This window comes from Streptomyces sp. NPDC059524 (assembly GCF_042749255.1).
GTDB classification, from domain to species: domain Bacteria; phylum Actinomycetota; class Actinomycetes; order Streptomycetales; family Streptomycetaceae; genus Streptomyces; species Streptomyces xanthii.
Map to the genome: position 1 here is coordinate 1 of NZ_JBHYTK010000090.1, position 1316 is coordinate 1316.

General features: G+C 72.6%; 1 protein-coding gene. It reads right to left on the reverse strand.

All coding sequences use genetic code 11. The annotated features are described in order from the left end of the window. Window positions 1–36: 36 nt before the first annotated feature. Complete coding sequence (locus ACFW9D_RS23690) at window positions 37–1155, reverse strand: bifunctional succinyldiaminopimelate transaminase/glutamate-prephenate aminotransferase (protein ID WP_384624484.1); 1119 nt, start codon at window positions 1153–1155, stop codon at window positions 37–39. Window positions 1156–1316 lie beyond the last annotated feature (161 nt).

The window sequence follows — 1316 nt, forward strand, 5'->3', positions numbered from 1 at the left end:
CCCCACACCCCGTTTCCGGGCGGAGGGACTGCGGCGTCAGGCCAGGCGGGAGACGGCCGCCGCGACGCGCTCGTCGGTGGCGGTCAGGGCGACCCGCACGAACTGCTCCCCGGCCGAGCCGTAGAAGTCGCCGGGCGCGACGAGGATGCCGAGCTCGGCGAGGTGCGCGACGGTGTCCCAGCAGGACTCGCCGCGGGTCGCCCAGAGGTAGAGGCTGGCCTCGCTGTGCTCGATGCGGAAGCCGTGGGCCTCCAGGGCGGCGCGCAGCTGCTCGCGGCGGGCCGCGTAGCGGGCGCGCTGCTCCTGGACGTGCTGGTCGTCGCCGAGGGCGGCCACGACGGCGGCCTGGGTGGGCGCGGAGGTCATCATGCCGCCGTGCTTGCGGATCTCGAGCAGCTCGCCGAGGACCGCCGCGTCACCGGCGAGGAACGCCGCCCGGTACCCCGCGAGGTTGGACCGCTTGGACAGCGAGTGGACGGTGACCAGGCCCTCGTAGGAGCCTCCGTTGACGTCCGGGTGCAGGACCGAGACGGGGTCGGCCTCCCAGCCCAGCTCGATGTAGCACTCGTCGGAGAAGACGAGGATGCCGTGCTCGCGGGCCCAGGCCACGATCCGGGTGAGCTCGTCCTTGGACAGGACGCGGCCGGTCGGGTTCGACGGGGAGTTGAGCCACAGGAGCTTGATGCCCTCGGGGTCGAGCTCCGTGCCCGCGGCGCCGGCCGCAAGTGTCTCAATGTCGTACGCCACATGGTCGGCGCGGGCCAGGCGGGCGCCGACCTCGTACGTCGGGTACGCGAGGCGCGGGTAGGCGACCTTGTCGCCGGGGCCGAGCCCCAGCTGGGTGGGGAGCCAGGCCACGAGTTCCTTGGAGCCGACGACCGGCAGGACGTTGTGGTGCGTGAAGTCGCGGGCGCCGAGGCGGCGCTCGCACCAGGAGACCAGCGCGTCGCGCAGCTCGGGCGTGCCCCACACGGTCGGGTAGCCGGGCGAGTCGGAGGCGCCGGCCAGAGCCTTCTGGATCAGCTCCGGCACCGGGTCCACGGGGGTGCCCACGGAGAGGTCGACGATGCCGTCGGGGTGGGCCGCGGCCGTCTTCTTGTACGGCTCCAGCTTGTCCCAGGGGAAGGTGGGGAGGCGGTCGGAGACTGCGGACACCGGGCGGCTCACTTCTCTCTCGGAACGGACTCAGTACCGGTGAGTACTGGGTTCGGAAAACAGCCCGGTCCCGTACGGCTGACGTGGTATCCAGTGGGCGAGGGGTGGTGGGTTGAGTTACACGGTCAGACGCGGGGTCCCGAGGTGCGGGGGGGCCGGGG